This window comes from Flavobacterium sp. ENC, assembly GCF_020991415.1.
Classification (GTDB): Bacteria; Bacteroidota; Bacteroidia; order Flavobacteriales; family Flavobacteriaceae; genus Flavobacterium.
This window is the reverse complement of record NZ_JAJMOY010000001.1, coordinates 1071033-1097516: the sequence shown is the minus strand read 5'-3', so window position 1 is coordinate 1097516 and position 26484 is coordinate 1071033. Positions and strand designations below refer to the sequence as shown.

Here is a 26484-nt window from a genome sequence, read left to right as displayed (position 1 = left end):
AAATATACTACAAACGTAAGTATTTGAATTTTGTTCTCTTCATAAATAATTCACGTTATTAGGGATCACGAATTTTATTATTTAAAAACAAAAAAAAATGCCTTCATTCCTCGTTAAGACGAATGAAGGCATTTATAAAATAGTTCTTAAAATTATACTACACCCTGAGCAAGCATAGCATCAGCAACTTTAACGAATCCGGCAATGTTAGCTCCTTTTACATAATTTACGTAACCATCTTCGCCAACGCCATATTTTTTACATTGGTTGTGAATTCCAACCATGATATCTTTCAGTCTCAAATCTACTTCTTCACTGGTCCAGTTCAGACGAATTGAATTTTGGGTCATTTCTAGTCCTGAAGCAGCAACTCCACCGGCATTTGCAGCTTTTCCGGGAGCGAATAATACTTTATTATCCAGGAATAATTTGATAGCATCTAATGTTGAAGGCATATTTGCAGCTTCCGTAACACATAGTACACCATTATCAATTAATTTTTTGGCATCTTCCCCGTTCAGTTCGTTTTGAGTAGCGCAAGGAATAGCGATATCCACTTTTACTTCCCATGGGCTTTTCCCTTTGTGGAAAACAGCATTTGGATATTTTTTAGTATAAACTTCAGCTCTGTTATCACCCGTTGCTCTCATTTCTACCATATGTTCGATTTTCTCTCCGGAAATTCCTTCTTCATCATAAATGTAACCATCAGGTCCGGAAATCGTAACTACTTTCCCTCCTAATTCATTTATTTTTAACGCCACACCCCAGGCAACATTTCCGAAACCTGAAATAGCCACTCTTTTTCCTTTAATTTCATGTCCGATAGTACGCAACATCTGATCTGTAAAATACACAACACCATATCCGGTAGCCTCAGGACGTATCAATGAACCTCCGTAAGCAATTCCTTTTCCGGTTAAAACACCTGTAAATTCATTTCTGATTCTTTTGTACTGACCAAATAAGTATCCGATTTCTCTGGCGCCTACCCCGATATCCCCGGCAGGAACATCCAGATCAGGACCAATATGACGGCATAATTCAGTCATAAACGACTGGCAAAAACGCATGATTTCACCATCCGATTTTCCTTCAGGATCAAAATCAGAACCTCCTTTTCCACCTCCCATAGGAAGTGTGGTAAGGCTATTTTTAAAAACTTGTTCAAAAGCAAGAAATTTTAATACAGACAAGTTTACCGTATGGTGAAATCTTATTCCTCCTTTATAAGGTCCGATTGCTGAATTCATCTGAATTCTAAAACCTCTGTTTACAATGATCTCTCCGTTATCATCTACCCATGGAACCCTGAAAATTATAGAACGTTCCGGTTCTGCAATTCTAAGAAGTAAGTTTTTTCCATCATACTTTTTTCTTTCTGCAATAAATGGAATTACCGTTTCTGCAAATTCTCTAACGGCTTGAAGAAATTCTGGCTCGTTTGGATTTTTTGACTCTACAAGAGCCATAAATTCATTTATTTTTTGTTCCATTTCTAAATAAATTATTCTAGTAAATTATTTTATTCTGACTCTTTTAAACTTAGAAAACACGTTTAAGAAAACGTTTTCGTTTTGACACACAAAGATATAGTAAATTGACAATTCAATGTTATTTTTTTTCGTTTCAATCAACGAATTGTATATTTTTCAAACAATCCTAAAAATAGTATTTTACACTTCTAAATTTACATCAAAACAACCGAATTAAAGTTAGCAAATTAAGTATTTTGCTACTTATTTTCTAATAGGACAATATTATATTTTGAATCGTACATGTTTTTTATATATTTGCCAAGATTTGAAAGCCCAAACTCATGCTTAAACCTATAGTACTCACATTATTTGCCTTATTCGGAATCTCCTCAACTACTGCAAATGCTCAATCTATTGCACAAGAAGTAGGAATTATATTCGGCCCCGTATCTTTTCAGTCTGATTATGGACAAAGACACAATTTTAAAACCAATGTCGGAAATACCGGATTTGGTGTAGGAATTGTTCACTTTATCAATTTTTCGGCCAACAATAACCGGGAACATTTTTTTTCTGAACATTTCAAAGTCAGATCGGAATTGTCATTCAACAAAACTGATTTAAAACATTTTGGAGAAGCAGTTGACAGAACTCCGCCTAAAATAACAACAGAACAACTTAAAGCCATGACCGGCAGTTCTACTTTGTTAAATCTTGGTACCCAACTGGAATTTTCTCCTTTTATGAAAATACATGATTTCGAAAATACGGTCGGCAGCTTTAGTCCTTACGTAAGTTTAGGAGTTCAGGTTAGTTATTATTCAACAAAATCTGAATCATCATTAGGGACTTTAGGAACTACGCAAGCCACGTATCCAAAATACTTAACGCCCTCAGATGGTCGTGCCTTTGGATTTTCTACAGAAACCGGCGTTGTTTTATCTGTTGTAACCGGTGTAGGTGTTCACTACAAATTGGCAGAAATGAGCGATTTAATGTTCGATATCCGTTATCAGGGTTTTAGCTCTGACTGGGTTGACGGATTAAATCCTAACAAAGATCTTTACAAAGAAAACAAATCGAACGATTCACAAGTATGGTTTAACGTAGGTTATATCTACTATCTGGAGTTCTAGAATTGACAAAATAATTTATAAACAAAACCCCAACTCTTTCGAATTGGGGTTTTGTTTTTTTATGCTAATGCCTGCTCTAAATCGGCTATTAAATCTTCTGCATCTTCAATTCCAACACTTAATCGAACTAAGTCATCAGTGATACCTACCTCAGCTCTTTTATCCGCAGGAATAGAGGCGTGTGTCATTAAAGCAGGGTGATTTGCCAATGATTCTACTCCACCCAATGATTCGGCCAGGGTAAAAACTTTAAGTTTTTCCAAAAATTCAACTGAATCTTCTTTTTTACCTGAATTGAAAGTAAAAGAAACCATTCCTCCAAAAGCCTTCATCTGTTTTTTGGCAATCTCATGAAAAGGATGGCTTGGTAGTCCGGGATAGTAAACTGTTTTAATTTTTGGATGTTTCGTTAAGTACTCCACTACTTTTTCCCCATTTTCGCAATGCCTTTGTACTCTTAATGAAAGCGTCTTAATTCCTCTTAAAACCAAAAAGCTGTCCATCGGTCCAAGTGTCGCTCCGGTTGCGAATTGCTGAAAGTGCAATTGTTCACCCAAAGCTTCATCCTTTACAATCAGGGCGCCGGCAATAACGTCAGAGTGTCCTCCCAGATATTTTGTAGCAGAATGCATCACGATATCAGCACCCAGATCAAGAGGTTTTTGCAAGTAAGGTGTTGCAAAAGTATTGTCTACGGCCAACCAGATTTTACGTTCTTTGGTGATTTTTGAAATTTCCTGAATATCGGCCAGTTTCATTAACGGATTTGTTGGTGTTTCAACCCAAATCAATTTTGTATTCTCATTGATCAATGACTTCAGTTTTTCAATATTAGTCATATCCACAAAGTGAAACTTAATGCCTGAATCTTTATAAATTCTCGAGAACATTCTATAGGTTCCGCCATATAAATCATCCATCGCGATTACTTCATCTCCGGCTTTGAATCCTCTCAAAATACAATCTGTCGCTGCCAGACCAGAGGAGAAAGCCAGTCCGCGGGTACCATTTTCAATACTCGCCAAAGCATTTTCCAAAGCCGTACGGGTAGGATTTGCTGCCCTGCTGTATTCATAATCGCCCAATGGCTGTCCCGGACTCGTCTGAATATAAGTTGAAGTTTGATAAACAGGAGGCATAACAGCTCCTGTACTTGGATCATGATGCTGACCACCATGTATTACTTTCGTATTGAATTTCATATAGTTACGTTTTTTAAACCAAATTTAACAGTACAAATTTACCGTTTAATTTATTTTAATCCAGCCACAACTCCTTACCTTTGTATATAATTAACACTTTTAGACATGAAACAGTATACTTTTTTAGTCTTTTTGTTTCTGATATGCATTAGTTGTAACAAAGAGCTTTCATTTGAAAATGAAACATTTGAAAAAAAAACCACCCTGCCCTGCGATAAAGACTGCCCTTCTATTTACATGGATATTCCAATTGCAAAAAATAGTAAAATCGTTGCAGACAGCATCAATAAAAAAATATATTCGACTGTAAAGGAAATTGTCTATTTTGAAGAGACACCATTAAAGTCCTCCGACTACAATACCTTAGCTTCGTCATTTATTGCTTCATATGAAGAAATGCATAAAAAATTTCCGAGTGAAACGTTCGGCTGGGAAGCTAAAATTGTTGGTAATATCGAATTTCAGTCGGAACAGATTCTGAATATAAAAATCGATCATTATACTTTTACAGGAGGCGCTCACGGGTATCAGGGGTTCCGCTCTTTATTGTTCAATCCTAAAACCGGTAAGGCAATTTTTAACGATCAGATTTTTAAGAATTCAAAACAATTTAAGGCTTTCGCCGAAAAAGAATTCCGGGCCAAATACAATATACCGGAGAAAGCCAATATCAATGCCACCGGACTAATGTTCGAAAACGACCAGTTTCAGCTGCCGCAGAATATTTTTTATACCGAAGAAGGATTGCTCTTGTATTACAACTCTTATGAAGCCGCTTCTTATGCAGAAGGAGCAAAGGAAATCCTGTTCCCCTACGATAAAGTCAGGGCCTATTTACGCTATCAATAAAATTAGTTGCTTCGGGCTGCTGTAATTTTGAATCTTACTACTGAACATCATATTTCATTTTCCTTAAAATTCGCAAGGCTTCTTTAAAAGATAAATAAACTTGCCCAAAAGGTTTTAAAAGCACTTTTGAGTCTATTAATCTTTGCCTGGCATCTTCAAAACCATTCAGATAACAAATCATAAAAGTAGACGGCAGATTTTCCAAATCGAACATTTCGCGTTCCGAAAGCGTAAATCCTTTTTGCAATTTCTGAAGCAATGCCACATTCGAATTGTAAATATGATACAACATTCGCCTGTTGAATTCCGGTGGCTGAAAAAGCATTTTGCGGTCAATCTTATAATAGCCGTTATCAAAAAACCGAATCGTTTGTTCCTCCAAAGGATAATAACTCGTTTTATCGTTCAGTCCTAACGGAACATATTCGGTAATGGTAAAACTATCGTCGTCAAAAACAATGGTAACTACATCCAGAGCCGAATAAAAAAGTTTAATCTGTTCGTTGATCAGTTCGATATCCACACGGGATAAAAAGGTTTTATCCCTTGATTTTTTGGGAACTCCCGCCCAGCAGATCACAAACAATTCCTTAAAAACATTGTATTTAGGCGACATGTCTTTGTGCCTGAAATTCATAAAATCAATAACGCCGTCCAGGGTATACTGAATACTGTTTCGGGAACTGTTTTCGATTCCAATAACCGTTTCCGTGTTCTGATAATTCTTTTCAATCTCCCCTTCAACAGGAACCGAATTACTGCCACGCCTCACAAAAACACTATTGGCCACAATGGTATGTATTCCTTTCTTGAAATACGATATTTTATTTTTGGGTTTAATGGTTACCAGACCGATCACTCTATCTTTCGGAAGATTTGGAAAAGGCACATTCTCGTACTGGATTTTAGGCGGGTTTTCTAAAAAAGCATTCACCAGATTCTGAATCCGGCTGTCATCAAAGAAATCATCCCCGACAATTTCATTATCCTGATCTTCAACACCCACGACAATATAGGAATTGTTGGTAGGGTTTGAATTGGATAAGGCACAAATGTGTTTCAGAAACTTGCCCTTTCCTTCACGGGTATGCAGATTCAACTGTCTTTTTTTGTCATAAAAACTGCTCTCGTCATTATGAGCGAGTAAATTTTTTATTAAAAGACGTTTGTTGATCATTTAATTAGACTTCTTAGAGGTTAGATTTTTAGACTTCTTAGACATTCGACTTCTTAAATTTTTAGCTTTAACAATTTTAAATCCCGCTGTCTAAGCTAGTCTAAAATCTAAGAAGTCCAATGTCAAATAATCTAAATATTCTTCTTGACAATTGTTGCCGAGGCTTGCGCCGTCGGATATACAATTAAATCCGCAATGTTTACATGGTATTTTCTCGAAACCACAAAATGAATAATATCCGCAATATCTTCCGCTTGTAAAGCGTCCAAACCTTTATAAACATTCGACGCTCTATCTGCATCGCCTTTAAAACGAACTTCACTAAATTCGGTCTCGACCATTCCCGGATGAATTGCTCCTACTCTAATTCCGTATGGATTCAAGTCCATTCGCATTCCGTTATTAATAGCATCAACAGCATGTTTTGAGGCGCAATAAACATTTCCATTCGGATAAACTTCTTTACCCGCAATAGAACCGATATTGATAATATGTCCCGCTTTTCTTTCGATCATTTGTGGAATAATAGCCTTTGAAACATACAAAAGTCCTTTCACATTAATATCGATCATAGCATCCCAATCGTCAGTATTTCCATTTTGAATTGGATCCAGACCATGAGCATTTCCGGCATTATTAATTAAAACATCTATTTGCGAAAATTCTGCTGGCAATGATTTTATAGCTGAAAAAACTGTCTCTTTATCACGAACATCAAAGGACAAAGAGTGTACTTCCGTAAAAGCCGAAAGTTCTTTTTCAAGTTCTGCCAAACGCTCTTTACGTCTTCCGCAAAGGATAATTTTATAGTTATTTTTTGCCATTATTTGCGCGGTTGCTTTTCCAATTCCGCTGGTGGCCCCAGTAATTAAAACTGTTTTTTTCATGCTGATTTTTTTATTTTTTTTCACACCAATAGAAGCTGAATACTGAATACTGCTACTGAAAACTACGCTACATCATCGCCCATACTTTCTGTCCAGATGGCAAACCAGTCTTCTTTATCCATTTCCAGTTCGACTGCTTTCATCAGGGATTGAATTCTGGCAACATTTACCGTTCCTGCAATCGGAATAACTTTAGCCGGATGTTTCAGAATCCAGGAAAGTAAAAGCGTATCCGAACCGAAATGGTATTTTTCTACTAAAGTCGAAAGCAATTTTTTCAGACGACGTGTTTTTTTCGTATCCTCCCTAAAGACAGTACCAAGCGGATTCCATGACAATGGTCTTATTCCGTGTGTCTGCATATAATCCAGACTTCCGTCCGTCATAGGATCAAAATGTGTTGCCGAAAACTGAACCTGATTGTAACTTACTTCTGTTTTCTGGCGAATTAATTCCGTTTGTGAATTTGTAAAATTAGAAAGTCCAAAATCTATAATCTTCCCTTCCGCTTTTAATTTTTCAACCGCTTCAGCAATTTCATCAGCCTCCATTAACGGACTTGGCCTATGGAGTAAAAAAACATCCACATAGTCAGTTTTTAATTTTTTCAGGGATTCTTCAACAGACCATACAATATAGTCCTTAGAATAGTCATAATATTTGATTTTGTTCTCCGGACGATTTTCAGCAATCATCTGGATTCCGCATTTGGTGATAAGCTGTAATTTTTCGCGTGCAATTTTACTGTTGTGAAAAGCTTTTCCAAAGTCGGCTTCTGTGGTATAAGATCCGTAAATGTCGGCGTGATCAAAAGTGGTGATTTTATTTTCGATACAGATTTGTATCATGTTTTCCATTTCTTTAGGTGTAAGGTTTTTATCCCATACTCCCCAATTCATAGTACCTGAAATTATAGGCGATAATGTTGTTTTGCTCATGGTAATATTGCGTTATTTTTGGTATTAAATATGCTTTTCTAAAGCATAATCACCAAAGTTCTTAAAAATATAAAAATAGATTCACAATTCGTCCTTAAAATTAGGTCATTGGTCGAAGTTTTAACCATTCTTTAACATCTTACTTCTCAAAAAATATTCAATTTGCACTCTCAAAAGTTAGGCACATAAATCAACGTCTTAAAAAGGTTTTAAAAATATCTATATGGAAGAAAATACAACGACTTTAGACATTAGAGCGATAAATGAAAAAATTGAAAGAGAAAGTGCTTTTATAGACCTTCTTACAATGGAAATGAACAAAGTTATTGTGGGCCAGAAACACATGGTCGAACGTTTATTAATTGGTCTTTTAGGACAGGGGCACATTTTACTGGAAGGTGTTCCGGGACTGGCCAAAACTTTAGCCATTAATACTTTGTCACAAGCTGTTCAGGGTTCTTTCAGCCGTATTCAGTTTACACCTGACTTATTACCTGCCGATGTAGTCGGAACAATGATTTACAACATTAAAGCAAACGAATTCTCAATCAAAAAGGGGCCAATCTTCGCTAATTTCGTCCTTGCCGATGAGATCAACCGTGCTCCGGCGAAAGTTCAGTCAGCACTTTTGGAAGCGATGCAGGAAAAACAAGTTACTATTGGCGATACTACTTTCAAACTGGACCGTCCGTTTTTAGTACTTGCTACTCAAAACCCTGTGGAGCAGGAAGGAACCTACCAGCTTCCTGAAGCTCAGGTCGATCGTTTTATGTTGAAAACGGTAATTGACTACCCGAAAATTGATGAAGAACGTTTTGTAATTCGTCAAAACTTAAAAGGAAGTTACGAAAAAGTAAATCCGGTTGTTTCAGTGGAACAAATTCTGCGCGCGCAGGAAGCTGTCCGTGAAGTTTACATGGATGAAAAAATCGAAAAATATATCCTGGATATCATCTTTGCAACCCGTTATCCGGAAAAATACAAACTGGCAGACTTAAAACCTCTTATTAGTTTTGGAGCATCACCGCGTGGAAGTATCAATTTAGCCAATGCGGCAAAATGTTACGCTTTCATCAAACGTCGCGGTTATGTAATTCCCGAAGATGTTCGTGCTGTTGTGCATGATGTTTTACGTCACAGAGTTGGAATCACTTACGAGGCTGAAGCCGAAAACATTACTTCTGTAGACATTATCAACAAAATTGTAAACGAGATTGAAGTACCTTAAAATTTGTTTAATGTTTCAGGTTTAAGGTTGTTGTAAAACGAACCTGAAACTTGAAACTTTTAAACTTTAAACAAATAAAATGGATACAAAAGAGCTTTTAAAAAAAGTACGAAAGATAGAGATCAAAACCAAAAGACTGAGTAATCATATCTTTTCGGGAGAATACCACTCTTCTTTTAAAGGGCGTGGAATGACTTTTAGCGAAGTGCGTCAATACCAGTACGGCGATGATATCCGTAACATCGACTGGAATGTGACTGCGCGATATAACGAAGCTCACGTAAAAGTTTTTGAAGAAGAACGAGAGCTGACCATGGTTTTAATGGTTGACATTTCGGGTTCTGAAGGTTTCGGATCAAAGAGTCAGTTTAAAAAAGACATCGTAACCGAAATAGCGGCAACGATGGCTTTTTCGGCTACACAAAATAACGACAAGATTGGTTTAATCCTTTTTTCAGACAATGTAGAATTGTATATTCCTCCTAAAAAAGGACGTTCACACGTTTTAAGAATCATTCGTGAATTGATCGAATTTGAACCGAAAAGTCAGAAAACAGATATTGCAGCTGCTTTAAAATTTTTATCAGGAACTCAGAAAAAGAAAGCGATTGTTTTTGTAATTTCTGATTTCATGTCTGAAAATTACGAGCAGACTTTAAAAATTGCTTCAAAAAAACACGATATTACAGGAGTTCGTGTTTACGACATCCGAGAAGAAAAAATCCCGAATTTAGGAATGGTCAGCATGCTTGACGCAGAAACCGGAAAGGTGCAACTGGTGGACACCGGATCAAAATCGGTGCGAATGAATTACGAAAAGCATTATCAGGAAAGAGTCAATTATTTCAAAGATATTTTCAGCAAATCCGGAGCTGGTGTCGTAAATACAAGAGTCGACGAAAATTACGTGACCAAATTGCTGGGGTATTTCAAGTCAAGATAATTTTAGATTATTCGGCTTCTTAGATTGTTAGAATATTAGATTTTAAAATATAAATATCCAAAATAAAATCCGCTTCAATTTGTGTCATCCGCGTACCATTTTTAAGCAATCATTTTAGAATAAAATCTGAAATTAAAAAAATCAAATGAAATTAAAGTTTTACATCTTTTTATTTTTACTTTCCTCTGCTATTTTTGCCCAGCAAAAACAAGTGGAGACGAGCATTGATACCACAAAAAACAAAATTGGGGCTGAGTTTAAACTGACGCTGAAAACGGTAGTAAGTTCGAAATCAAAAGTTGTTTTTCCTCAACTAAAAACCATTGGTCCTTTAGAAGTAATTCAATCGTATCCAATTGATACGGTTAAGAAAAATGACACTTATGAGCTTATCAAAAAATACGGTTTAACACAATTTGATTCCGGAAAATATACCATTCCGGGTGTTAAGATTCTGATTGACAAAAAACCTTTTTTATCTGATTCCATCCGTGTTGAAGTGGCCAATGTCAAAGTGGATACTTTGCAGCAAAAAATGTACGACATCAAAGATATTACTGCCGGAGACAGCGGTATTAGCGAATGGTGGCTTTACCTTTTACTGGCAGTTGTGATTATCGGATTTGGTGCTTTTGTGTATTGGTTTGTAAAAAAACGCCAACAGAAAAAAATCGAAGAAGAAGTTTATAAGACACCTATCGAAAAGGCCACCAGCTTACTGAACAATCTGGAACAGAAAGAACTGGTTCAGAAAGGTGAAATTAAAGAATATTATAGTGAACTGACTGATATTGCCCGTAATTATATTGAAGAAGCGATTCACATTCCGGCAATGGAAAGCACCACTTCCGAATTGATACAGGCTATAAGAACGGCTTCTACGAAGAAGAAAATGGCTTTAACACCTGAAACCGTTGAAAACCTGGAGCGAGTTTTACGTCAGGCCGATTTAGTAAAATTTGCAAAATCCAAACCTTTGGATTTTGAAATTACAGAGGATCGAAATAAAATACAAAAAGTAATCCTAACGCTGGATAACGCGATTCCGACAGAAGTTCCGAACGAAGAAGACGAACTACTGAATGAGGCGCAAAGACAAAAGCAAATCAAGATTCAGTTACGAAAAAAACGCAACAAACGCATTGCAATTGCCATAGGATCCGTTTTTCTTTTACTGGCCCTTACAACCGCGGTTTTCATTGCAAATAAAGGCTTCACTTATGTGAAAGACACTATTTTAATGAATCCGACCAAGCGACTTTTAGAAGGGGAATGGGTAAAAAGCGAGTACGGAAATCCTGGTGTTTTAATTGAAACTCCAAAAGTTCTAAAACGTATGGACGCCCAAAAAGTGCTGCCAAAAGAGACAATGGCCCTGATTAAGGAAATGCAGCTTTTTACATACGGAAGCATGATGGACAATTTCTTCATTACGGTTTCTACCAGTAAATTCAAAAAACCTGTGGAGCTGGATTTAGCTAAAACTTTAGAAGGTTCTTTAAAAGTAATTGAAGCTCAGGGCGGACAAAATATAATTGTGAAACAAGAAGATTTCCAGACCAACGAAGGGGTTCAGGGATTAAAAGGCTACGGAACAATGACCATCTTAAACCCTCTTGACAAAACAAGTACAAAAGCATATTATGAAATTTTGCTTTTCAAACAAGACCAGGGTTTACAGCAAATCATGATTTTACATGAAGAAGGTGATTCATATGCAAACGATATCACAACGCGGATTTTAAATTCTGTTGAACTTAGAAAAGCAAGTAACTAATGAGTAAGATAACTTTTTTAAATCCGGAATTTTTTTGGTTGTTTTTATTAATTCCAATGGCAATCATTTGGTTTTTACTAAAACGCAACCAGCAATCAGCTACCCTGAAAATGAGTTCAACACAGGGTTTTAAAAATAGTGAGTCACTATTGACAAAACTAAAACCGTGTTTGTATGTTTTCAGGACGATTGCCTTATCTTCTCTGATTATCGCACTGGCGAGACCAAGAACAGTAGACATCAGCAATCAGACGAAAACAACAAAGGGAATTGATATTGTGATGGCAATCGACGTATCGGGAAGTATGCTGGCCAAGGATTTAAAGCCAAACCGTATGGAAGCTTTAAAAAGAGTAGCTGCAGATTTCGTTGAAGAAAGACCAAATGACAGGATCGGACTGGTGCTTTATGCTTCGGAAGCGTATACCAAAACACCCGTTACAAGTGACAAAGCCATAATCTTAGAAGCCATAAAAGGAATTAAATACGATACGGCTTTACAGGACGGAACCGGAATTGGAATGGGACTGGCCACCGCCGTAAACCGACTTAAAGACAGTAAAGCAAAAAGCCGTGTTATTATCCTGATGACGGATGGTGTAAACAACGCCGGTTTTATTGAACCGGAAACAGCTGCCGATATCGCAAAACAATACGGAATAAAAGTATATACCATTGGTATTGGAAGTAACGGAATGGCAGAATCGCCATACGCCTACGGACCAAACGGAGGTTTTTTGTTTAAAATGCAAAAAGTAGAAATCGACGAGCAGCTAATGAAAAACATTGCACGAAAAACCGACGGAACGTATTTCAGAGCAACAAGCAATGACCGATTAGCGCAAATTTACAGTGCGATAAATAAACTGGAAACAACGGAAATCCAGGAATTGAAGTTTTATGATTACGATGAAAAATACAGAGGTTTTGTTTTACTCGCAGCATTTTTATTACTGCTGGAAATTGGTTTAAGAAATACAGTTTACAGAAGCTTCATTTGATTTTGCAAATCAAAAAAATTCAATTTTAAATTCCAAATTCCAATTTGAATTGGATTTAAAAATTGAAGACAAAGGCAAAAAGTTGGAATTTGGAATTTATCCCCGCAAAGATGGGGATTGGAATTTTAAAAATTATATGGAATTAGACGAAAAAAAATATTTATACCTTTTATTCTTACTGCCGGTTGTGGTGTGTATTTTTCTTTTCAATATGTATTGGAAAAGAAAAAAACAACGTGAATTCGGTGATCTGGAAATAGTAAAAAAACTGAGCCCGGAAAGTTCTGTTTTCAAACCTGTATTAAAAATATCAGTAATGCTTCTGGCGCTGGCATTTTTAATTATCGGATTGGTGAATCCGAAGATTGGAACCAAAATGGAAACCGTAAAACGTGAAGGTATTGATATTGTTTTTGCCGTTGACGTTTCTAAAAGTATGCTGGCCGAAGATGTGGCACCAAGCCGTTTAGATAAAAGTAAGCAATTGGTTTCTCAGATCATCAACAACCTGGGAAGCGACAGAATCGGAATTGTGGCCTATGCTGGCAGTGCTTTCCCTGTTTTGCCGATTACAACAGATTACAGTGTTGCCAAAATGTTCCTGCAAAGTATGACTCCAGATATGGTTTCCTCACAGGGAACTTCGCTTGACGAGGCCATCCGCTTATCGGCTACTTATTTTGATGAAAAAAGCAAAACCAGTAAATTACTGATCCTGATTTCTGACGGGGAAGACCATTCTGAAGGAGCTTCTGCCGCTGCTGAAGAAGCCAATAAACTGGGAATGAAAATCATTACCATTGGTGTTGGAACTGAAAAAGGAGGAACTATTCCGCTGAAAGAAAACGGAGTGGTCAAAAACTACCAGAAAGATCAAAACGGAGCAACTGTCATTACCAGACTAAACCAGGAAGGATTAAAGAGCATTGCAAAAGCTACAAAAGGCGGTTATGTGTATGGCGGAAATACTAAGGAAGTTTTAGAATATGTGAAAAATGCCCTGAACAACATTCAGAAAACCGAATTTGAAGCCACGCAAATGGCCGATTTTCAGTCGCAATTTCAATGGTTTATCGGCTTTGCATTCCTGTTATTGTTTTTGGATATTTTCCTTTTAGAAAGAAAAACAAGCTGGATAAAAGAGTTGAATTTATTTAACGAAAAGAAATAAGACCGTTGTCGGTCAATTGAACGAATTTTTCTCCGAAATAAAGCATTTTAATTATTTCTCGTTTTGAAAAATTCAAATAAAAAAACAACCTGATGAGTGATAATTGGTGTCATTCGTGACAAATAAAAAATTAGAATGAAAAATTTACTTCTTTATATTTTACTAACGTTTTCCTTAGCCGTTTCGGCTCAGGAGAAAGACAAGACATTGCCTGATGCCAATGAAGAATATAAGCAGAATAAATTTGTTGACGCTGAAGCAAATTACAGAATTTCGGAATCAAAATTCCCAAGACGCGGTGTTGCTTCTTATAATTTAGGGAATACCATCTACAGGCAAAACCAGGCTTCTGAAGCGAAGCTTGCTTACGCTAAAGCGATAAAAAATGCTAAAACCAGACCTGATAAACATAAAGCCTATCACAATTTAGGGAATGTTTTCATGAAAGAGAAAGATTATACGCAGGCGGTGGAAGCTTACAAACAAGCGTTGCGTAATGACCCAACTGATGATGAAACGCGTTACAACTATGCATACGCCAAACAAAAACTAAAAGAAAATCCTCCGAAAAACGATAAAAACAAAGACAAGAATAAGGACAAAGACAAGGATAAAAATAAAGATAAGGACAAGGATAAAGATAAAAACAAGGATAAGGACAAAGACAAAGATAAAAAAGACGACAAAGGCGATAAAGACAAGGATAAGAAAGACGGTAAAAACGATCCGAAGAAAGATGACAAATCAGACAATAAAGGAGAGCCAAAACCAATGCCGGGAGGAATTTCAAAAGAACGCGTTCAGAATTTATTAGACGCTGTCAATAACGAAGAAAAGAAAATTCAGGATAAAGTTAACGCACAAAAAGTAAAAGGAAATCCTAAAAAAACAGAAAAAGACTGGTAGTTCTTTTTGGTTTAGTCCTTTAAATGTTCATTTGTAAAATCGAATAATATCTATTAAACAAAAGAACCAATAAACGATTAAACAGTTAAACAAACAACGATTAAACAACAAAATGAAGAGATATTTAATTCTATTACTATTCACTTTTCAGGGGCTTATGGCTCAGGTTCAATTTGAAGCCAAAGTAACTAAAACTACCCTTGGGGTAAATGAAAGACTTCGAATTGACTTTATCATGAATGTTGATGGAGATAATTTTGAACAACCTGCATTTGAGGGATTCAGGGTTGTGGCAGGACCAAGTCAGCAGGTTAGTCAATCCTGGATAAACGGACGCAGTTCTTTTCAGAAAGCATACTCTTATATTTTACAGCCTGTACAAAAAGGAACTGTTACGATCAGACAGGCCTCTATAGAATTTAACGGGCAGGTCTACAAAACAGCCCCGATACGAATTGTGGTTACCAATGCTGTTGCCCAGGAAAGAGATCCTAACGACAGACCGCAGGGAGCCGGAAGTGAGACACTGGATCTTGTTGCAGAAATTTCAAAAACCAACCCGTACCTGAATGAACCCATTACAGTGGTTTATAAATTATACTTCAATAATATCGGCGTTACCGGTTTTAAAGAACTGGCAAAACCAAAGTACAATGATTTCTGGAATCAAAATATAGATATCAGACAGCTGACTACAGAAGAAGGAACTCATAATGGACAACGATGTTATTTTGTAATCCTGAAAAAGACCATTTTATATCCGCAGAAATCAGGAAGACTTACGATTGAGCCACTTTCATTAGATATTGGGGTACAATTGCCGACCAACCGTCGTGACATGTTTGGTCAGATGATATTATCAGAAGACAACAAAATCGTTTCGGCCGGTGCTAAAACAATCAATGTAAAACCACTTCCTGAGACTGGCAAACCTGAAGGTTTCAGTGGTGCGGTAGGTAAATTCAATTTTACCGTTACACCTTCCAAAACGACACTGAAAAACGGGGAAAGTCTGGACTTATTTGTAAGTGCAACCGGATCCGGAAATATGAAATTATTTACCTTGCCAAAACCGGTGGTGCCAAATGCATTAGAAATGTATGATCCGGTACATGACGAAAAAGTAACAACTTCATTGTCGGGAATGTCGGGAAGAATTTCAGATAAGTATACTATTATTCCGCAGTATAAAGGAAAATATGCCATAAAGCCAATGCAGTTCTCTTATTTCGATCTGAGTACAGGCTCTTATAAAACCATTACTTCCAAAGAAATTATGGTTGATGTCCTGGACGGTCCATTGCAGGCCGAGGCAAATACGTCTGCAAACGCATCAAAAAATGTGATAGCGAAAACAGAACAATTCAAGTATATCAGAACTAAAACAACATTGGTTTCGATAGCTAAAAATGATTTCTACGGTTCAAATCTGTATTACGGACTGTTGTTACTGCCTTTTATAATTCTCCCGATTATTATTCTGGCTAAGAAGAAAAAAGAAGCAATCGACAGCGATGTGACCGGAAACAGAATCAGAATGAACAATAAACTGGCTAAGAAATATTTATCTGAAGCGAAAAAACAGCTTACTAATAAAGAGCCGTTTTACATTGCACTGGAAAAAGCGATGCACAATTTCCTGAAAGCAAAATTGCATATTGAAACTTCAGAGATGAGCAAAGACAATATCCGTGAATTGCTATTATCCAGAAATGCCAATCCGGAAACCGTTCAGAGTTTTATCGATTTAACTGAAAACTGTGAGTTTGCCCGTTATGCTCCGGCATCGAGTGCATCAATTCAGCAGGACTATGACAAGGCAGTTCTGATTATTTCCGAACTGGAAAAGCAGATTATCTAACCGCAAAGTTCGCAAAGTTAAAATTTTACAAACCAGGAAAATGAAAAATATACTATATCTCTTTTTATTAATCTCTCAGGTTTTCTTTGCTCAAAGCAGCTTTGAAAAAGGGAATGATTTCTACCAAAATGGAAAATATCAGCAGGCCATTGCCGAATATGAAAACATCATTAAAGAAGACAAACAGCAATCAGCAGAGCTGTATTACAATCTGGGAAATTGTTATTACAAACTCAATAAGGTTGCCCCTTCCATATACAATTACGAGAAGGCTTTGGTTCTAAAGCCCGGTGATCCGCAAACTTTAAACAATTTAAAATTCGCCAAAAAACTAACAATTGATGAAATAAAAGAAGTTCCAAAAGTTGGCTTTGCCAAACTGATCCAGAACTTCACGGGAATTTTTGACTATAATACCTGGGCAAAGATTTCTGTTGCCATTTCTTTTGTTTTTTTACTGAGCTTTATTGGCTATTATTTCTCCCAGCTTACCCTTTCTAAAAGAATTTATTTCATCGGAATGTTTGTTCTTTTGTTAGCTTTACTTTTAAGTGTTGCTGCCGGAATGTCCGAAAAAGATCATTTTGATAACGATCGCCCGGCTATTGTTTTTGCTGAAATCAGCGAAGTGAGAAGTGAACCGCAAAAAGCAGGTTCCGCAATTATTTTATTACACGAAGGTGCAAAAGTCTACGTAATTGAAACATTGGAAAAATGGAAAAAAATTGAATTAACAGACGGTACTGAAGGCTGGATTGATGGTTCGACGGTCAAAGAAGTAAAATAATAAGATTATCTTTTAAAATTCCAAAACCTAAATTCCAAATTCCAATCCTGGAATTTGGGTTTTGTTTTTTGGAATTTGGAATTTGAAACTTCGGACTTAAAATCAGAACGAATACGTTTTCTCCGGTGTCACACAATAATCCAGTTTTATATCTAACTCGAAAACATCCTCAATTTCGTTTTCAGCCTCAAAAAAAGAAAGACCTATTTTGATGGTTTCCGGTTTGCATTCTGCTAAGAATTTATCGTAGAAACCTTTTCCGTAACCCACACGATTTCCCAACAAATCAAAAGCTAAAAGCGGTACAAAAACAACTTCAATCATTTCTGAAGCAACCGGTAATCCGTTTACAGGTTCGGGAATATTATATTCGTTTTTCTTTATTTTAGTATTGTCCGTCAGTAAAAAATGGGACATGCCGCGGGTTTCAAAGTCACTTTTAGAAACCACAATTTCCTTATCCTTTCCTGAAAGCAAGTGCAGGATATATTCGGTATTGATTTCTTTTTGCTCTTCAATAGGAAGAAAAACATGATAATACGTTTTATTCCAAATCGGGAGTTGTAGTAAATTATTGGCTACAGCAAGACTCTTTTCTTCGATGTCATCGGAAGAAAGTGCTTTCCTGAGATTTTTGTAGTATACTCGTAGTTCTTTTTTATTCGTCGGCATTTTCAGGGGCATTTTTAGACATATGATAAATCGCATCTCCTTCATAAACGATAGGCGAATGATTGGCATTAATCACAAAACCATCGTGTGGCGCTTTTACTTTTTGTTCAAATTTACCAAACGGATCTGTAATTATGGCCAGAATAGTCCCTTTGGTTACAAATCGGCTGATCATATTAAAATCATGCAGCAAACCGGAACACTTGGCCCTTAGCCAAACCGAGTTTTTAATATAAATGGACGGATCTTCTGCTTCCTCAACAACCTGTTTCGGGTCAAGCATATCAAGATAATTCAACAAACGTTTTACTCCCAAAACGGCTTCATTTGCAATTTCGTTGTTGATATCCAATGATTTTCCTCCTTCAAAGAGCAGCATTTTTACGTTTGCCTTTTCAGATGTATTTCTAAAAGAACCATTAATATTTTTAGAATATAATGTAAACGGGGCATTAAAAACATCTGCCAAAAGTTTCAGTTCCGGATTATTTTCGGTGATTCTGATCTGAGGCGCATTAAATCTGCTGGCACCGCCGGCGTGAAAATCCACTGCATAATCTAAAATAGGCAGGATTTCAGCAACAATATGAAAAGCAAAACGGCTGGCCAGAGAACCTTTTTTGCTTCCGGGAAAAACGCGGTTCAAATCTCTTCCGTCCGGAAACTCCCTGGATTTATTTACAAAACCATAAATATTAATAATCGGAATACAAATAATGGTTCCCCGGGTTGGCCTGTTGATTTTTTTGCTAATAAGCTGACGTACAATCTCAATTCCGTTTATTTCGTCTCCGTGAATTCCGGCGGAGAACAAAACTACCGGGCCTTCTGCTTTGGAACGACGCACAATAACAGGAATATTAAGCTTCGTAGTGGTATGCAATCTGGCAATTTCAACGTTTATGGTTCTATTTTCTCCCGGCAAAATCGATTCGCCAAAAATAATCATGGGTTTGTTATTTTTCATATAGAATTATAAAATCTAAATATAGAAATTATTCTTTTGATTTCGTAAATTTGAAACTAAATCACTGTTAAGCTTACCTGCAAAACCAGAATCGTTTTCAAAAAAGCTTTTTCAGTCTCTTCAGAAACAAAACAGAATGTCAAAACCGTCTTTAGAACTTCAAATTCAAACCTTGCCGGACAATCCCGGTGTGTATCAATATTATGATAAAGACGATAAAATATTGTATGTCGGAAAAGCAAAAAACTTAAAAAAGAGAGTCTCTTCCTACTTCAATAAAATTCATGACACGAGAAAAACAAATGTTCTCGTCAGGAAAATCGTAACCATAAAACACATTGTTGTCCCTACTGAAAGCGATGCACTTTTACTGGAAAACAACTTAATCAAAACATTGCAGCCGCGCTATAATGTTTTGTTACGTGACGACAAAAGTTACCCGTGGATCTGCATTAAAAGAGAACCTTTTTCCAGAATATTTTCAACACGTAGAATGGTCAAAGACGGCTCGGAATACTTCGGTCCTTATACCAGTTTCAAAACCGTACATACCATTCTGGATTTAATCAAAGAATTGTATCCGCTTCGTACGTGTAATTACGACTTAAGCCAGTCCAATATCAATTCAGGAAAATTTAAAGTTTGCCTTGAATACCATATCGGGAATTGCAAAGGGCCTTGCGAAGGTTTGGAATCCCTGGAAGATTACCAGAAACAAGTCGATGCGATCCGCGAAATCCTGAAAGGAAATTTCAAGGAAAGCATGAAAGACTTCAAGCGTTTAATGAATAAATATGCTCAGGATTTACATTTTGAAGAAGCCCAGAAAATAAAAGAAAAAATTGAAGTCCTCGAAAACTATCAGTCGCGATCCACTATTGTAAATCCAAAAATTACAAATATCGACGTATTTTCGATTGTATCGGATGAAAGCGCTGCCTACGTCAACTTTCTACAGATTTCACACGGATCAATTATACGTTCACATACTTTAGAAATAAAGAAAAAACTGGATGAAAGCGACGAAGAATTACTCGAACTTGCGATAATAGAGCTTCGGGAACGTTTTCATTTATTGTCAAAAGAAATTATTGTTCCGTTTGAAATTGATCTGGGAGAAAATATCAAAACAACGGTTCCGCAGCTTGGGGACAAAAAACAGATACTGGACTTATCGATTCGAAACGCCAAATTTTATCGAATAGAACAACTCAAACAACTGCAGATTGTAGATCCCGACCGCCACACCAATCGTATTATGGCGCAAATGCAAAAAGATCTTAGACTGCCTGTTGAGCCACGCCATATAGAATGTTTTGACAACTCGAACATTCAGGGAACAAATCCCGTTGCGGCCTGTGTTGTTTTTAAAGACGGGAAAGCCAGCAAAAAAGATTATCGCCATTTTAACGTAAAAACGGTTGAGGGCCCGGATGATTTTGCGTCCATGACCGAAATCGTTTATCGCCGTTACAAAAGGTTATTAGACGAAAAAGAACCTTTGCCGCAGCTTATTATCATTGATGGTGGAAAGGGACAATTATCTGCTGCCCTAAAAAGTATAGACGAATTGGGGCTGCGCGGTAAAATTGCCATCATCGGAATTGCAAAACGTCTCGAAGAGTTATTTTATCCCGGAGATTCGATTCCGTTATACCTCGATAAAAAATCAGAAACATTAAAAGTAATCCAGCAGTTGCGAAATGAAGCGCATCGCTTTGGTATTACTTTTCATCGTGATAAACGCAGCAAGGCAGCATTAAACTCCTCTGTGGAAAGTATTCCGGGAATTGGGGAAAAAACAATGCTTACCTTAATCCAACATTTCAAAAGTGTGAAAAGACTGAAACTGGCATCCGAAAAAGAAATATCCGATGTTGTAGGCCCATCCAAAGCAAAAAAAATAGTCACTTTTTACCATAACAATCAATCCTAATCAGATGAGAGTATTTTATTTAAGCCTTATCCTATTCTTTTCATTTCAGTGTTACAGCCAGAAAAATATTGACTTCTCTCAAAAAGACAAAACACAAATAAAAATTAAGATAAGCAATGATTTTGAAAAACTGGAAATTACCAATTCTAAAAATAAGCAAACCCAAATTATAGATCATCTCGGAACTTCTATTACCGGCAAAGAGACGCATTTTGTGACAGAAGATTATAATTTTGACGGTTACACAGATTTTGCAGCCTACAGAACCGATGACGGAATGGGCGTTTATACGATCTACCAGATATTTATTTACAATCCGGCAAACGGACTATTCAGGGAATTAAAAATACCCGATAATGCTGCCCCTGAATGCGATGAATTCTGCGATGTACAAATAAATAAAAAAACAAAAACACTTCAATCCGGCTGCCGGGGCGGTGCAAGATGGCATACTGACATTTGGAAATTTGACAAAAACAAAAATCTGATCTTATTAAAGAAATAATGTTATTAAAAACAAAATTGACCTGTATAGTTCAATAATATTTCCGACTTTTACAAAACAAACCAGCTATTTTTATGAGCCTTATTCAGCTGTCCTTTAAAGATATACAATCAAAAGGATTTTTTCTCTCCAAGTTTTCTATTTCCACCTGGGGCGTAAACGCATATGTTGTACTATTTGCTATACTGTTCTCATTAAATTCATTTTCCCAGGATAAAAAACAAGACAGTGTAAGAAGGCCAAAAATTGGCCTGGTTTTAAGTGGCGGAGGTGCAAAAGGATTTGCTCATATTGGTGTTCTGAAAGTTTTGGAAGAAGCCGGAATAAAAATAGATTATATCGGCGGAACCAGCATGGGATCTGTTATTGGCGGACTTTACGCTTCCGGTTACAATGCTTCACAGATTGATTCTATTTTTAAAAAAACCAATTTCGACGAATTAATAAACGATTACATTCCGCGTTCCTCAAAAAACTTTTACGGCAAAAAAAATGATGAGCTGTATGCTATCGTTTTACCTTTCAGTAATTTCAGAATTGGTATTCCGGAAGCCCTTTCAAAAGGAATGTACAATTATAATTTATTGAGCAGCCTGACCCGAAATGTGCGTCATGTTCGTGATTTCAACAAATTACCTACTCCGTTTTTGTGTATTGGAACCAATATAGAAACAGGAGAAGAAGTTTTGCTTAATAAAGGTAATCTTGTCCAGGCCATGATGGCGAGTGCGGCGTTCCCGTCGTTGTTTACTCCTGTAGAAATTGATGGAAAATTACTGGTTGACGGCGGAGTTGTAAACAACTATCCGATAAAAGAAGTTCGGAACCTTGGTGCCGATATCATCATTGGTGTCGATGTACAGGATGATTTATTAAATCGAAAAGGGCTTAAAAATGCTACCCGGATATTGGTGCAGATCACCAATCTGCAGTCGATTGATAAAATGAAAAGCAAGATAAAAGATACTGATGTTTACATAAAACCGGACATTCGTGATTACGGTGTCATTTCATTTGATAAAGGGGAAGAAATAATCCGTAAAGGAGAAGAAGCTGCCTTTGCCGTTTATGAGAAAATAAAATCACTGACTGATGAAGATCATTTTTATAAAAAGCCGAAATTAAAAATAAGCACGGATACAATTGAGATTAAAAAAATCAACAGCGATCCGTTAGACAATTATACCCGTGAATATATTCGTGGTAAACTCCGTTTCAAACCCGGAAGCACCATAACGTATGAGGACCTGAAAACCGGAATAAACAATCTGAACGCCACGCAAAACTTTAGCACCATATCCTATTGCCTGCAGCCTGATGGAAAACAGGACAACTTAGACCTGGTATTACAGGAAAATCCAACACAGACTTTTTTAAAACTCGGATTGCATTATGACGGGCTTTACAAAAGTGGAATTTTATTAAACCTTACCCACAAAAAAACTTTCTTAAAAAATGATATTACCTCACTTGATATTATTTTAGGTGATAATTTCAGATACGATTTCAATTATTATGTAGAAAATGGTTTTAACATAAGCTTTGGGTTTCAGTCCAAATTAAGTCAGTTTAACCGTAACGTTACCACCAACATCAGTAATTTAGAAACTGAAAATGTAAACCTTATAAATGTTGACTTTTTAGATTTGACCAATCAGGCCTATTTCCAGACCATTTTTGTACAAAAATTTCTTATGGGCGGCGGTCTGGAATACAAATTTCTGAAAATAGATTCTCCAACACTTTCCAACGAGGAGAATATTATCGAGAGAAGCAGCTATTTCAGTGTTTTTGGTTATTTAAAATACGATTCCTTCGACAGCAAAAGTTTTCCGCGTTCGGGATTGTATTTTTCATCCGGTTTACAAACCTATCTGGCTTCATCGGATTATACCAAACAATTCAGGCCTTTCTCTGTTGCGAAGGCCGAAATTGCATTTGCAAACAAACTTTTCAGAAGGGCAACATTCAAAGTTGGAGCCGACGCAGGATTTAATATTGGCAGCGACAGCGTTCCGTTTTTTAATTTTCTGCTGGGAGGATATGGTTACAGTAAAATAAATAACTTCAATTATTTTTACGGATATGACTTTTTAAGTATTGCCGGAAACAGCTACATTAAATCAGACATTACGCTGGATTATGAAATTTTTAAAAAAAATCACGTCAATATATCAGCTAATTACGCCAATCTTGGTGATGACATCTTTACCACAGTAGACTGGATCTCAATGCCTAAATATTCTGGGTATGCGGTAGGCTACGGACTGGAAACTATTATTGGGCCAATTGAGGTGAAGCATTCCTGGTCTCCGGAAATGTCGAAAAGTTTTACCTGGTTTAGTATCGGATTTTTATTTTAATTTGTAATTTAAATCAATAAAAATTACGACATTTGTTATAATGAAAACAAAATGGACAGGTTTATTGGAGTATCTTCAATTTCTCATCAAGAGAAACCCGGAGTAATGCTTTCGAATTGAATAATTAGCCAACTTAGAAAATGAGCTGATTATCTGTTCACAATTTACATTTTCTAATTATCTAATTTATAAATTATCTAATTGAAAAGCCATGCCATTATATCATAAACTTGGAGATTTTCCTCAAAAAAGACACACCCAGTTCGAGAAACCAAACGGAGGTTTTTATTACGAACAATTATTTGGAACCGAAGGTTTCCACGGACATTCCTCATTGTCGTATCATGTTCACAGACCTACGCAGGTTAAGGAAATTATAAACTCCTATTCTGTTGAACCTAAAATCGCAATCGGAAAAAATATAAAATCATTATTATTCAAAGGTTTTGAACTAAAACCGGAGAATGACTTTTTAGACAGCCGCAAAGCAATGATGGTCAACAAAGACTGTATTATTGGTTTGGCAGCGCCTAAGGAATCGCTTCGAAATTATTTCTACAAAAATGCCGATGCCGACGAAATGCTTTTTATTCATAAAGGAAAAGGAAAATTACGCACGATGCTGGGCAACATTCCTTTTGAATACGGTGATTACCTGATTATTCCAAGAGGAATTATCTACCAGATCGAATTTGAAACAACAGAAAACAGACTCTTTTATGTTGAATCGTATTCTCCTTTTTACACGCCAAAACGGTACAAAAACCAGTCCGGTCAGCATTTAGAGCATTCTCCGTTTTGTGAGCGCGATTTTATTCTGCCAAACGAACTGGAAACGCACGATGAAAAAGGTGATTTTTTAATTAAAATCAAAAAGGAAGGAATGATTCACGAAGTAGTTTACGCCACACATCCCTTTGATGTCGTTGGCTGGGACGGCTACAATTTCCCATACGGATTCTCGATTCACAATTTCGAACCTATCACCGGACGCGTGCATCAGCCGCCACCGGTACACCAGACTTTCGAAACGGCAACTTTTGTCGTTTGTTCGTTCTGCCCAAGACTTTACGATTATCATCCGAAAGCGATTCCGGCCCCTTATAACCACAGCAACATTGATTCAGACGAAGTGCTGTATTATGTTGACGGTGATTTTATGAGCCGTAATAATATAGAGCAGGGACATATTACTTTACATCCAAAAGGAATTCCGCACGGCCCGGCACCCGGTGCCATGGAACGCAGTATTGGTCATAAAGAAACCCAGGAATTAGCCGTAATGGTGGATACTTTTCGTCCGCTTATGGTCACGGAAGAAGCCATGGGTCTTGATGATGGACAGTATTACAAATCCTGGACGGAGTAATTAGTGTCCTGATCTAACCGCAAAGTCCGCAAGGATTTTACGCAAAGATCGCGATGAGTACTTAGCGAACCTTGCGAAATCCTTCGCGATCGTTGCGGTTAAAAAAAAAACTTAAACAACACTTCGGTTCATCAAATAAACGATTAACCGATTAAACAAATAAACATCATGTCAAAAGAAGTAAAATCAGTAGAATACGGATTAGAAAAAATCTTCGAAGGAGCACAGGATTTCCTTCCGTTATTAGGAACAGACTATGTAGAATTCTATGTAGGAAATGCAAAACAATCGGCACATTACTACAAAACCGCTTTCGGATATCAGTCATTAGCTTATGCAGGATTGGAAACCGGGGTAAAAGACAAAGCCTCTTATGTGTTGAAACAGGACAAAATCAGAATTGTGCTGACTACGCCATTAACGCAGGATTCACCAATTCACGAGCATCTTAAAAAACACGGTGACGGTGTAAAAGTGGCAGCCCTTTGGGTTGAAGATGCGAGAAGTGCTTACGAAGAAACAATGAAACGCGGCGCCCGTTCTTTTATGGAGCCCACTGTAGAATCGGATGAATTTGGAGAAGTTGTTCGTTCGGGAATTTACACGTACGGAGAAACGGTTCATATTTTTGTAGAAAGAAAAAATTACAACGGTGTTTTCTTACCGGGTTACAAAGAATGGAAATCAGATTACAATCCGGAACCAACAGGATTGAAATATATTGATCACATGGTCGGAAATGTAGGCTGGAATGAAATGAACACCTGGGTAAAATTTTACGAAGAAGTTATGGGCTTCGTCAATTTCCTTTCATTTGATGACAAACAAATCAACACCGAATACTCAGCTTTGATGAGTAAGGTAATGTCTAATGGTAACGGAAGAATCAAATTTCCAATCAATGAACCGGCAGAAGGCAAGAAAAAATCACAAATTGAAGAATATCTGGATTTTTACGGAGGACCCGGAATTCAGCACATTGCCATTGCAACCGATGATATTATCAAAACCGTTTCAGATTTAAAATCGAGAGGTGTTGAATTTTTATCCGCTCCGCCTCACACTTACTATCAGGCAATTCCTGAAAGATTAGGGGTTCATATGGACATGATGAAAGAAGATTTAAACGAAATTGAAAAATTAGCGATCATGGTCGATGCCGACGAAGATGGTTACTTATTACAAATATTTACAAAGCCGGTTCAGGACAGACCGACATTATTCTTCGAAATTATTCAAAGAATGGGGGCAAAAGGATTCGGTGCAGGGAACTTTAAAGCGCTTTTTGAGTCCATTGAGAGAGAACAGGAATTGAGAGGAACTCTATAAAA

General features: G+C 36.9%; 22 protein-coding genes. 15 read left to right on the top strand and 7 right to left on the bottom strand.

The window, feature by feature from the left end:
• Positions 1-152: 152 nt before the first annotated feature.
• On the bottom strand, positions 153-1496 hold the full coding sequence (gene gdhA, locus LPB89_RS04505) for an NADP-specific glutamate dehydrogenase (protein ID WP_230700454.1): 1344 nt from the start codon (positions 1494-1496) through the stop codon (positions 153-155).
• Between the two features lie 323 nt (positions 1497-1819).
• Between gdhA and LPB89_RS04500 the strand changes: the two genes are divergently transcribed.
• Positions 1820-2614 carry a glutamate dehydrogenase gene (locus LPB89_RS04500; protein WP_230700453.1) on the top strand — a complete coding sequence of 265 codons (795 nt, stop codon included), beginning with the start codon at positions 1820-1822 and terminating at the stop codon, positions 2612-2614.
• A gap of 59 nt (positions 2615-2673) precedes the next feature.
• Here the strand turns inward: LPB89_RS04500 and LPB89_RS04495 are convergent, their stop codons facing one another.
• Complete coding sequence (locus tag LPB89_RS04495; protein WP_230700452.1) at positions 2674-3816, bottom strand: cystathionine gamma-synthase; 1143 nt, start codon at positions 3814-3816, stop codon at positions 2674-2676.
• Positions 3817-3921: 105 nt separating this feature from the next.
• Between LPB89_RS04495 and LPB89_RS04490 the strand changes: the two genes are divergently transcribed.
• Entirely contained in the window at positions 3922-4665 is a 744-nt protein-coding gene (locus LPB89_RS04490) for a DUF3298 and DUF4163 domain-containing protein (RefSeq protein ID WP_230700451.1), read from the top strand.
• 37 nt (positions 4666-4702) lie between these two features.
• Here the strand turns inward: LPB89_RS04490 and LPB89_RS04485 are convergent, their stop codons facing one another.
• From LPB89_RS04485 to LPB89_RS04475, 3 genes are all read right to left on the bottom strand, one after another.
• Positions 4703-5842, bottom strand: coding sequence for an ATP-binding protein (locus tag LPB89_RS04485; protein WP_230700450.1), 1140 nt, complete (start codon positions 5840-5842; stop codon positions 4703-4705).
• Between the two features lie 131 nt (positions 5843-5973).
• Positions 5974-6729 (bottom strand): SDR family NAD(P)-dependent oxidoreductase, encoded by a 756-nt coding sequence (locus LPB89_RS04480; protein WP_230700449.1) that lies wholly within the window; start codon positions 6727-6729, stop codon positions 5974-5976.
• Between the two features lie 62 nt (positions 6730-6791).
• Complete coding sequence (locus LPB89_RS04475; RefSeq protein WP_230700448.1) at positions 6792-7667, bottom strand: aldo/keto reductase family oxidoreductase; 876 nt, start codon at positions 7665-7667, stop codon at positions 6792-6794.
• Positions 7668-7890: 223 nt separating this feature from the next.
• Here LPB89_RS04475 and LPB89_RS04470 point away from each other — a divergent pair, with 223 nt between their 5' ends.
• From LPB89_RS04470 to LPB89_RS04435, 8 genes are all read left to right on the top strand, one after another.
• The gene (locus tag LPB89_RS04470) at positions 7891-8895 is read left to right on the top strand and encodes a MoxR family ATPase (RefSeq protein WP_007807095.1); all 1005 of its coding nucleotides are present in this window, start codon (positions 7891-7893) and stop codon (positions 8893-8895) included.
• A 79-nt stretch (positions 8896-8974) separates the two neighbouring features.
• Positions 8975-9838, top strand: coding sequence for a DUF58 domain-containing protein (locus LPB89_RS04465; RefSeq protein ID WP_230700447.1), 864 nt, complete (start codon positions 8975-8977; stop codon positions 9836-9838).
• A 145-nt stretch (positions 9839-9983) separates the two neighbouring features.
• Positions 9984-11615 carry a hypothetical protein gene (locus tag LPB89_RS04460; protein WP_230700446.1) on the top strand — a complete coding sequence of 544 codons (1632 nt, stop codon included), beginning with the start codon at positions 9984-9986 and terminating at the stop codon, positions 11613-11615.
• Complete coding sequence (locus LPB89_RS04455; RefSeq protein ID WP_230700445.1) at positions 11615-12616, top strand: VWA domain-containing protein; 1002 nt, start codon at positions 11615-11617, stop codon at positions 12614-12616. The genes LPB89_RS04460 and LPB89_RS04455 overlap by 1 nt, the downstream gene beginning before the upstream one ends.
• 136 nt (positions 12617-12752) lie before the next feature.
• A complete protein-coding gene (locus tag LPB89_RS04450; RefSeq protein ID WP_230700444.1) occupies positions 12753-13787 on the top strand; it encodes a VWA domain-containing protein in 1035 nt (344 codons plus the stop codon).
• A gap of 135 nt (positions 13788-13922) precedes the next feature.
• Complete coding sequence (locus LPB89_RS04445; protein ID WP_127339046.1) at positions 13923-14693, top strand: tetratricopeptide repeat protein; 771 nt, start codon at positions 13923-13925, stop codon at positions 14691-14693.
• Positions 14694-14805: 112 nt separating this feature from the next.
• Positions 14806-16554 carry a BatD family protein gene (locus LPB89_RS04440; RefSeq protein WP_230700443.1) on the top strand — a complete coding sequence of 583 codons (1749 nt, stop codon included), beginning with the start codon at positions 14806-14808 and terminating at the stop codon, positions 16552-16554.
• Positions 16555-16594: 40 nt separating this feature from the next.
• Entirely contained in the window at positions 16595-17341 is a 747-nt protein-coding gene (locus tag LPB89_RS04435; RefSeq protein WP_230700442.1) for a tetratricopeptide repeat protein, read from the top strand.
• Between the two features lie 102 nt (positions 17342-17443).
• On the opposite strand, the gene LPB89_RS04430 is transcribed toward LPB89_RS04435, so the two are convergent.
• Entirely contained in the window at positions 17444-18013 is a 570-nt protein-coding gene (locus tag LPB89_RS04430) for a 5-formyltetrahydrofolate cyclo-ligase (protein WP_230700441.1), read from the bottom strand.
• Positions 18000-18980: a succinylglutamate desuccinylase/aspartoacylase family protein gene (locus LPB89_RS04425; protein WP_230700440.1), complete on the bottom strand. Its 981-nt coding sequence runs from the start codon at positions 18978-18980 to the stop codon at positions 18000-18002. Before LPB89_RS04425 ends, LPB89_RS04430 begins: the two co-directional genes overlap by 14 nt.
• A 136-nt stretch (positions 18981-19116) precedes the next feature.
• Here LPB89_RS04425 and uvrC point away from each other — a divergent pair, with 136 nt between their 5' ends.
• From uvrC to hppD, 5 genes are all read left to right on the top strand, one after another.
• Complete coding sequence (gene uvrC, locus LPB89_RS04420; protein WP_230700439.1) at positions 19117-20916, top strand: excinuclease ABC subunit UvrC; 1800 nt, start codon at positions 19117-19119, stop codon at positions 20914-20916.
• A gap of 4 nt (positions 20917-20920) precedes the next feature.
• The gene (locus LPB89_RS04415) at positions 20921-21421 is read left to right on the top strand and encodes a hypothetical protein (RefSeq protein WP_230700438.1); all 501 of its coding nucleotides are present in this window, start codon (positions 20921-20923) and stop codon (positions 21419-21421) included.
• A 74-nt stretch (positions 21422-21495) separates the two neighbouring features.
• Positions 21496-23784, top strand: coding sequence for a patatin-like phospholipase family protein (locus tag LPB89_RS04410; RefSeq protein ID WP_230700437.1), 2289 nt, complete (start codon positions 21496-21498; stop codon positions 23782-23784).
• A 211-nt stretch (positions 23785-23995) separates the two neighbouring features.
• Positions 23996-25153 carry a homogentisate 1,2-dioxygenase gene (locus tag LPB89_RS04405; protein WP_230700436.1) on the top strand — a complete coding sequence of 386 codons (1158 nt, stop codon included), beginning with the start codon at positions 23996-23998 and terminating at the stop codon, positions 25151-25153.
• 168 nt (positions 25154-25321) lie between these two features.
• Complete coding sequence (hppD, locus tag LPB89_RS04400) at positions 25322-26482, top strand: 4-hydroxyphenylpyruvate dioxygenase (protein WP_230700435.1); 1161 nt, start codon at positions 25322-25324, stop codon at positions 26480-26482.
• The last annotated feature ends 2 nt before the right edge of the window (positions 26483-26484 follow it).

Bases quoted from the DNA above. Each gene is read 5' to 3' on its own strand.
- LPB89_RS04490 (WP_230700451.1), top strand. From the start codon at position 3,922: ATGAAACAGTATACTTTTTTAGTCTTTTTGTTTCTGATATGCATTAGT.
- LPB89_RS04470 (WP_007807095.1), top strand. From the start codon at position 7,891: ATGGAAGAAAATACAACGACTTTAGACATTAGAGCGATAAATGAAAAA.
- LPB89_RS04430 (WP_230700441.1), bottom strand. From the start codon at position 18,013: ATGCCGACGAATAAAAAAGAACTACGAGTATACTACAAAAATCTCAGG.
- LPB89_RS04440 (WP_230700443.1), top strand. From the start codon at position 14,806: ATGAAGAGATATTTAATTCTATTACTATTCACTTTTCAGGGGCTTATG.
- LPB89_RS04455 (WP_230700445.1), top strand. From the start codon at position 11,615: ATGAGTAAGATAACTTTTTTAAATCCGGAATTTTTTTGGTTGTTTTTA.
- LPB89_RS04480 (WP_230700449.1), bottom strand. From the start codon at position 6,729: ATGAAAAAAACAGTTTTAATTACTGGGGCCACCAGCGGAATTGGAAAA.
- LPB89_RS04465 (WP_230700447.1), top strand. From the start codon at position 8,975: ATGGATACAAAAGAGCTTTTAAAAAAAGTACGAAAGATAGAGATCAAA.
- uvrC (WP_230700439.1), top strand. From the start codon at position 19,117: ATGTCAAAACCGTCTTTAGAACTTCAAATTCAAACCTTGCCGGACAAT.
- LPB89_RS04435 (WP_230700442.1), top strand. From the start codon at position 16,595: ATGAAAAATATACTATATCTCTTTTTATTAATCTCTCAGGTTTTCTTT.
- LPB89_RS04415 (WP_230700438.1), top strand. From the start codon at position 20,921: ATGAGAGTATTTTATTTAAGCCTTATCCTATTCTTTTCATTTCAGTGT.
- LPB89_RS04445 (WP_127339046.1), top strand. From the start codon at position 13,923: ATGAAAAATTTACTTCTTTATATTTTACTAACGTTTTCCTTAGCCGTT.
- LPB89_RS04405 (WP_230700436.1), top strand. From the start codon at position 23,996: ATGCCATTATATCATAAACTTGGAGATTTTCCTCAAAAAAGACACACC.
- LPB89_RS04495 (WP_230700452.1), bottom strand. From the start codon at position 3,816: ATGAAATTCAATACGAAAGTAATACATGGTGGTCAGCATCATGATCCA.
- LPB89_RS04410 (WP_230700437.1), top strand. From the start codon at position 21,496: ATGAGCCTTATTCAGCTGTCCTTTAAAGATATACAATCAAAAGGATTT.
- LPB89_RS04425 (WP_230700440.1), bottom strand. From the start codon at position 18,980: ATGAAAAATAACAAACCCATGATTATTTTTGGCGAATCGATTTTGCCG.
- LPB89_RS04450 (WP_230700444.1), top strand. From the start codon at position 12,753: ATGGAATTAGACGAAAAAAAATATTTATACCTTTTATTCTTACTGCCG.
- hppD (WP_230700435.1), top strand. From the start codon at position 25,322: ATGTCAAAAGAAGTAAAATCAGTAGAATACGGATTAGAAAAAATCTTC.
- LPB89_RS04500 (WP_230700453.1), top strand. From the start codon at position 1,820: ATGCTTAAACCTATAGTACTCACATTATTTGCCTTATTCGGAATCTCC.
- LPB89_RS04460 (WP_230700446.1), top strand. From the start codon at position 9,984: ATGAAATTAAAGTTTTACATCTTTTTATTTTTACTTTCCTCTGCTATT.
- LPB89_RS04485 (WP_230700450.1), bottom strand. From the start codon at position 5,842: ATGATCAACAAACGTCTTTTAATAAAAAATTTACTCGCTCATAATGAC.
- LPB89_RS04475 (WP_230700448.1), bottom strand. From the start codon at position 7,667: ATGAGCAAAACAACATTATCGCCTATAATTTCAGGTACTATGAATTGG.
- gdhA (WP_230700454.1), bottom strand. From the start codon at position 1,496: ATGGAACAAAAAATAAATGAATTTATGGCTCTTGTAGAGTCAAAAAAT.